Source organism: Paraburkholderia piptadeniae (genome assembly GCF_900007165.1).
GTDB lineage: Bacteria > Pseudomonadota > Gammaproteobacteria > Burkholderiales > Burkholderiaceae > Paraburkholderia > Paraburkholderia piptadeniae.
The window spans coordinates 21,507-26,734 of record NZ_CYGY02000052.1 but is presented as its reverse complement, the minus strand read 5'-3'; the positions used below and the strand labels follow the sequence as shown (position 1 = coordinate 26,734).

Sequence of the window (5,228 nt, the reverse complement as noted above, 5' to 3'; positions counted from 1 at the left end):
TCCTTCGCGATGTTCAGCATCGTCGCCTCGACGTTTTCCGCCAGGCCCGCTTCGAGTTGCGGCGCATCGGCCAACAGCACCTTGGCGACGCCTGCAATCTTCGAAGCGGCTTCCACGGCTGCCTGTGCGTTGTGGCCCGCGACCAGCACATGAATGTCGGCGCCGATCTTCTGCGCGGCAGCCACCGTGTTCAGCGTCGCGGCCTTGATCGACGCGTTGTCGTGTTCAGCAATTACCAGAATCGTCATTTCTTTCGTCTCCGCTTTCCGTAAATTCGCGTCGATCAAAGCACCTTGGCTTCCGTCTTGAGCTTCTCGACCAGCGTCTTCACGTCCGGCACCTTGACGCCGGCGGAGCGCTTGGGCGGCTCACTGACTTTCAGCGTCTTCAGACGCGGCGTCACGTCGACGCCCAGGTCTTCGGGCTTCACGGTCTCGAGCGGCTTCTTCTTCGCCTTCATGATGTTGGGCAGCGTCACATAGCGCGGCTCATTCAGGCGCAGATCCGTCGTCACCACAGCGGGGAGCGTAAGGGACAGCGTTTCCGCGCCGCCATCCACTTCACGCGATACGGTCGCCTTGCCATCGGCCACGACGACCTTCGATGCAAACGTCGCCTGCGGCAGGCCCGCCAGCGCGGCGAGCATCTGGCCCGTCTGGTTCGAGTCGTCGTCGATGGCCTGCTTGCCGAGGATCACCAGCGAAGGCTGTTCCCTGTCGACCAGCGCCTTGAGCAGCTTGGCCACCGCCAGCGGCTGCAGGTCTTCATTCGATTCGATGAGGATCGCGCGATCCGCGCCGATCGCCAGCGCGGTGCGCAGCGTTTCCTGGCACTGCGCGACGCCCGCCGACACCGCGATCACTTCCGTCGCGACACCCGCTTCCTTCAGGCGCACGGCCTCTTCGACGGCAATCTCGTCGAACGGATTCATCGACATCTTCACGTTCGCAATGTCGACTCCCGTGTTGTCCGACTTCACGCGGACCTTCACGTTGTAGTCAACCACTCTTTTGACTGGCACGATGATTTTCACTTTGTCCTTCCTGGCAAATCTGTTCGTTTACGTCTGTCTCAGCTGCGGCTATCCCAGCTATCGGTCAAGCATCGAACGCGGCCTGGGTGATGACGACTGGCGAGACTCGTGATTCCGTGATCCGACGGGCCACGACTTCCTTGATGGCCGGCTGCCCAAGCACAAAGGCTTCGCGCCGAGAGATCACGTGACCAACCGGTGCAGCAGCATTCAACGCACGCGTAGTCAATATGCAGTTGACGGGCACGCCGTCTACAAGCGCATCGAAGCAAATGGGGCCTTCGTCAAAGCGTACGGTATCGATGGGGGGAAACAGAATGTTCATGGCGACCTCAATACATCAAGCTCAATCAGATGCACCTGGCGATGTTGCACATGGCTTCTACTGGAAGTTCTGCAACGCATGAAAGAAATCGTAGCCCGGATCACGTCCGGACCGAGTGTCCAAACCTGACCTTCTATGGACAAATCTGGCCACTAATCGAAGCGACGCCCTCTGTGGAGGTAGCATTTTCAGGCGCCGCGCCCGCGCCCATCCGGACAGAACAGAGGCCTGCATCACGCCGGTTCTTTCTGCCGGTAGCGTGCCAGTTCCAGTCTGGCGATAGCGTTGCGATGCACTTCGTCCGGTCCGTCCGCAAGCCGCAACGTGCGCTGGCTCGCCCACGCGTACGCAAGCGGGAAGTCATCGGACACACCCGCTGCCCCGTGAAGCTGGATTGCCCAATCAATCACCTTCAACGCCACGTTTGGCGCAATCACCTTGATCATCGCGATTTCAGCCCTTGCTGCCTTGTTCCCTGCCGTATCCATCATGTAGGCGGCTTTGAGGGTCAGCAGACGCGCCATTTCGATTTCGCATCGTGCCTCTGCGATGCGCTCCTGCGTGACGCCCTGCTCACCAAGCGGCTTTCCGAAAGCAACACGCTCGAGACTGCGGGTACACATCAGCTCGAGTGCGCGCTCGGCGGCGCCAATGCTGCGCATGCAGTGATGGATACGGCCGGGCCCCAGCCTTCCCTGTGCGATCTCGAAGCCGCGCCCTTCGCCCAGCAGCAGGTTGGAAGCCGGCACGCGCACGTCGCGCAGCTCGATCTCCATATGACCATGCGGTGCGTCGTCGTAGCCGAACACCGGCAGGAAGCGCTTCACCGTGATGCCTGGGGTGTCTGCGGGCACGACGATCATCGACTGCTGCGCGTGACGCGGCGCGTCCGGGTCGGTTTTGCCCATCACGATATAGACCTTGCACCTCGGGTCGCCTGCTCCAGACGACCACCATTTCGTGCCATTGATGACGTAATGGTCGCCATCCCGCTCGATGCGGCACGCAATGTTGGTTGCATCCGACGAGGCGACGGCCGGTTCCGTCATCAGAAACGCGGAGCGTATCTCGCCGCGCAGAAGCGGCTCGAGCCAGCGATCCTTCAGCGCTTCGCTCGCGTAGCGTTCGAGCGTCTCCATGTTGCCGGTGTCCGGTGCCGAACAGTTGAATACTTCCGGTGACCACGGCACACGCCCCATGATTTCGCACAGCGGCGCGTACTCCAGATTGGACAGCCCCTCGGGCGCCCGCGTCGAGCGCGGCAGGAACAGGTTCCACAACCCCGCCTTGCGCGCAAGCGGCTTCAACTCCTCGATGACGCAAGTGGGCACCCAGGGATCGCCTGCCTGCCGGTTCGTCCTGATCTCCTCCAGATAGCGTGATTCATTCGGATAGATGTGTTCGTCAAAGAACGCCAGCAACTTTTCCTGCAACTGTTTGACGTTCGGTGCGTAGTCGAATTGCATGATGTCTCCTTGTTGCCGGCCTCAGATGGTCAATCCACCGTCGACGACGATGCATTCACCATTCGTGTAGCTCGATGCGTCGGACACGAGGTACAGCACGGTGCCCGCCATTTCACTGGGCTCGGCGTGGCGGCGCAGTGGTATGCGTCCCATCCAGTCGTCGTAGATCGACTTTGTTTCGAACAGCGCGCCCGCGAATTTCGTTCTGGTCAAACCGGGAAGCAACGCGTTCACGCGTATGCGGAAGTGCCCGCACTCCTTGGCAAACGCCTTCGTCATGTTGACGACAGCCGCCTTGCTGATCGAATAGATGCCCTGCATGTCACCCGGATGCAATGCGTTGATCGATGCGGTGTTGACAATGGCGCCACCGCCCTGCTCGCGCATCATCCGCCCAGCCTCTATCGACATGAAGAAGTAGCCGCGAATATTGACCTCGATGGTTTTCTCGAACGCCACGAGATCCGTATCGAGTATGTGGCCGAAGTACGGGTTTGCCGCCGCATTGTTGACGAGGATGTCCAGCCGCTTGTGAGCGCCACGGATGTGTTCGAAGACATGCGCAATGTCCTCCATCCTGCCGATGTGGCACGCCAACGCTTCTGCGCTTCCGCCCGCCTCGCGGATCCGCGCGCAAACGGCCTGGCAGTCCTCGAGCTTCCTGCTTGTGACAATGACATGGGCACCCTGCTGGGCAAGCAGCCGTGCAATCTCTTCACCGATTCCTCTGCTTGCGCCCGTGACGAGCGCGACCTTATCGGTCAGATCAAAAAGCTTTGTGCTCATATGGACAGATACTCCCTAAACAAATCCTGCATGTTGGTTCGATACGGACTCGCGGCCGGATCGATTCCTTTACGCCAACATCCGTGCATGAACGGCGCGTTGTCGATGTGCGCAATCAGCCTTGTTCCTCGAGGACGTCTACTGCCATGCGTGCCAGCGTTCCCACCATGGCCCCGACCTCGTGCGCATTCGCATGCGACGCGTTGCCGTCCATTGCCCGCTTCTTGACCCCTTGCACGATTGCAGCGAGCCGAAAGAAACTCATCGCCAGATAGAATGACCAGCCATAAATCGCGGGGATGCCGCGCAGTTCGCAATATCGGGCCGCGATCTCCTTTTCGTCCGGCAAGCCGAGCGTAGCCCTGTTCTCGCCCTGCAGCCCCATGATCGGACCGTTTGCGGGCAGACGAAGGCACATGCAGAAATAGGCAAGGTCGGCAAGCGGGTGACCCAACGTCGACAGTTCCCAGTCGAGCAGTGCCTTGATACGGCATTCATGCGGGTCAAAGATGAAATTGTCGATTCGAAAGTCGCCGTGCACGAGCGAAGGCGCAACCTCCTGCGGGGGACAACGGACAGGCAGCCATTTGATCAGCGTCTCCATCGCTTCGATGTGCTCTGTCTCGGCGGTCCGGTACTGCCGGGTCCAGAGGCTGATCTGCCGCTCGAAGTAATTGCCCGCCCGGCCATAGTCCGACAGACCCGCCGCTACGATGTCCACATCGTGCAGCGCGGCCATCGCGCGCACGATGGCGTCGTAGTATGCGCCGCGCTGGTCGTGTGCGATTTCGGGCAGTGCGGGGTTCCAGAAAATGCGCCCCTGCTCGAAACTCATCACATAGAACATCGTGCCGATCACATCCCTGTCCTCGCACAGGTGATATGCGCGGGCGACGGGCACATCGGTTCTGGCCAGCGCGTCCAGCACGCGGAACTCGCGGTCCACAGCATGAGCCGATTTCAGCAGCGGCCCTGACGGCTGTCGGCGCAATACATAGTCTCCACTGGTCGCCTTGAGCAGAAACGTCGGGTTAGACTGGCCGCCCGCGAACTTGTGCGCTGACACGGGCCCAGTGAAGCCCTGAATCGACCGTTCAAGATAGGGTGTGAGTGCACCAAGATCCATATGGGCCGTACCCGTAGTCGTCATTCGATCCTCCCTCAACCTGTCAAACTGGGCGCGTCTTTACGCCGCTGCCTTCACCATCTCTTCGATCACCTTCTTCGCATCGCCGAAGACCATCATCGTCTTGTCCATGTAGAAGAGATCGTTGTCGAGACCGGCGTAACCCGCCGCCATCGAGCGCTTGTTGACGATCACCGTGCGCGCCTTGTACGCCTCGATGATCGGCATGCCCGCGATCGGCGACTTCGGATCGTTCTTCGCGGCCGGGTTCACCACGTCGTTCGCGCCGAGCACCAGCACCACATCCACCTGGCCGAACTCGCCGTTGATGTCCTCCATCTCGTGGACGATCTCGTACGGCACTTCGGCTTCCGCCAGCAGCACGTTCATGTGGCCCGGCATGCGGCCCGCGACAGGATGAATCGCGTACTTCACGTCGATGCCCTTTTCGACGAGCTTGTCGGTCAGTTCCTTCAGCGCGTGCTGCGCGCG

The 5,228-nt window shown here is 60.5% G+C and carries 6 protein-coding genes and 1 pseudogene; all 7 read right to left on the bottom strand.

Translation table 11 applies throughout. The features are described from left to right. Positions 1–248: pseudogene (locus BN2476_RS48470) on the bottom strand (adenine nucleotide alpha hydrolase family protein); the annotation flags it as partial. A gap of 35 nt (positions 249–283) precedes the next feature. After that, on the bottom strand, positions 284–1,033 hold the full coding sequence (locus tag BN2476_RS26635) for an electron transfer flavoprotein subunit beta/FixA family protein (protein WP_087737214.1): 750 nt from the start codon (positions 1,031–1,033) through the stop codon (positions 284–286). Positions 1,034–1,097: 64 nt separating this feature from the next. Next, positions 1,098–1,358 (bottom strand): DUF1488 family protein, encoded by a 261-nt coding sequence (locus BN2476_RS26630; protein ID WP_087737212.1) that lies wholly within the window; start codon positions 1,356–1,358, stop codon positions 1,098–1,100. Positions 1,359–1,591: 233 nt separating this feature from the next. Further along, the gene (locus BN2476_RS26625; protein ID WP_087737211.1) at positions 1,592–2,824 is read right to left on the bottom strand and encodes an acyl-CoA dehydrogenase family protein; all 1,233 of its coding nucleotides are present in this window, start codon (positions 2,822–2,824) and stop codon (positions 1,592–1,594) included. 21 nt (positions 2,825–2,845) lie between these two features. Continuing rightward, a complete protein-coding gene (locus tag BN2476_RS26620; protein ID WP_087737209.1) occupies positions 2,846–3,610 on the bottom strand; it encodes an SDR family oxidoreductase in 765 nt (254 codons plus the stop codon). Positions 3,611–3,725: 115 nt separating this feature from the next. Then, positions 3,726–4,760 carry a phosphotransferase family protein gene (locus BN2476_RS26615; protein ID WP_087737207.1) on the bottom strand — a complete coding sequence of 345 codons (1,035 nt, stop codon included), beginning with the start codon at positions 4,758–4,760 and terminating at the stop codon, positions 3,726–3,728. Positions 4,761–4,796: 36 nt separating this feature from the next. Further along, positions 4,797–5,228, bottom strand: a 432-nt coding sequence (locus BN2476_RS48465; protein ID WP_235850973.1) for an NAD(P)(+) transhydrogenase (Re/Si-specific) subunit beta, incomplete at its 5' end; no start/stop codon positions are given.

Coding starts and splice junctions, on each gene's coding strand:
- BN2476_RS26630 (WP_087737212.1), bottom strand. CDS start 1,358: ATGAACATTCTGTTTCCCCCCATCGATACCGTACGCTTTGACGAAGGC.
- BN2476_RS26625 (WP_087737211.1), bottom strand. CDS start 2,824: ATGCAATTCGACTACGCACCGAACGTCAAACAGTTGCAGGAAAAGTTG.
- BN2476_RS26620 (WP_087737209.1), bottom strand. CDS start 3,610: ATGAGCACAAAGCTTTTTGATCTGACCGATAAGGTCGCGCTCGTCACG.
- BN2476_RS26615 (WP_087737207.1), bottom strand. CDS start 4,760: ATGACGACTACGGGTACGGCCCATATGGATCTTGGTGCACTCACACCC.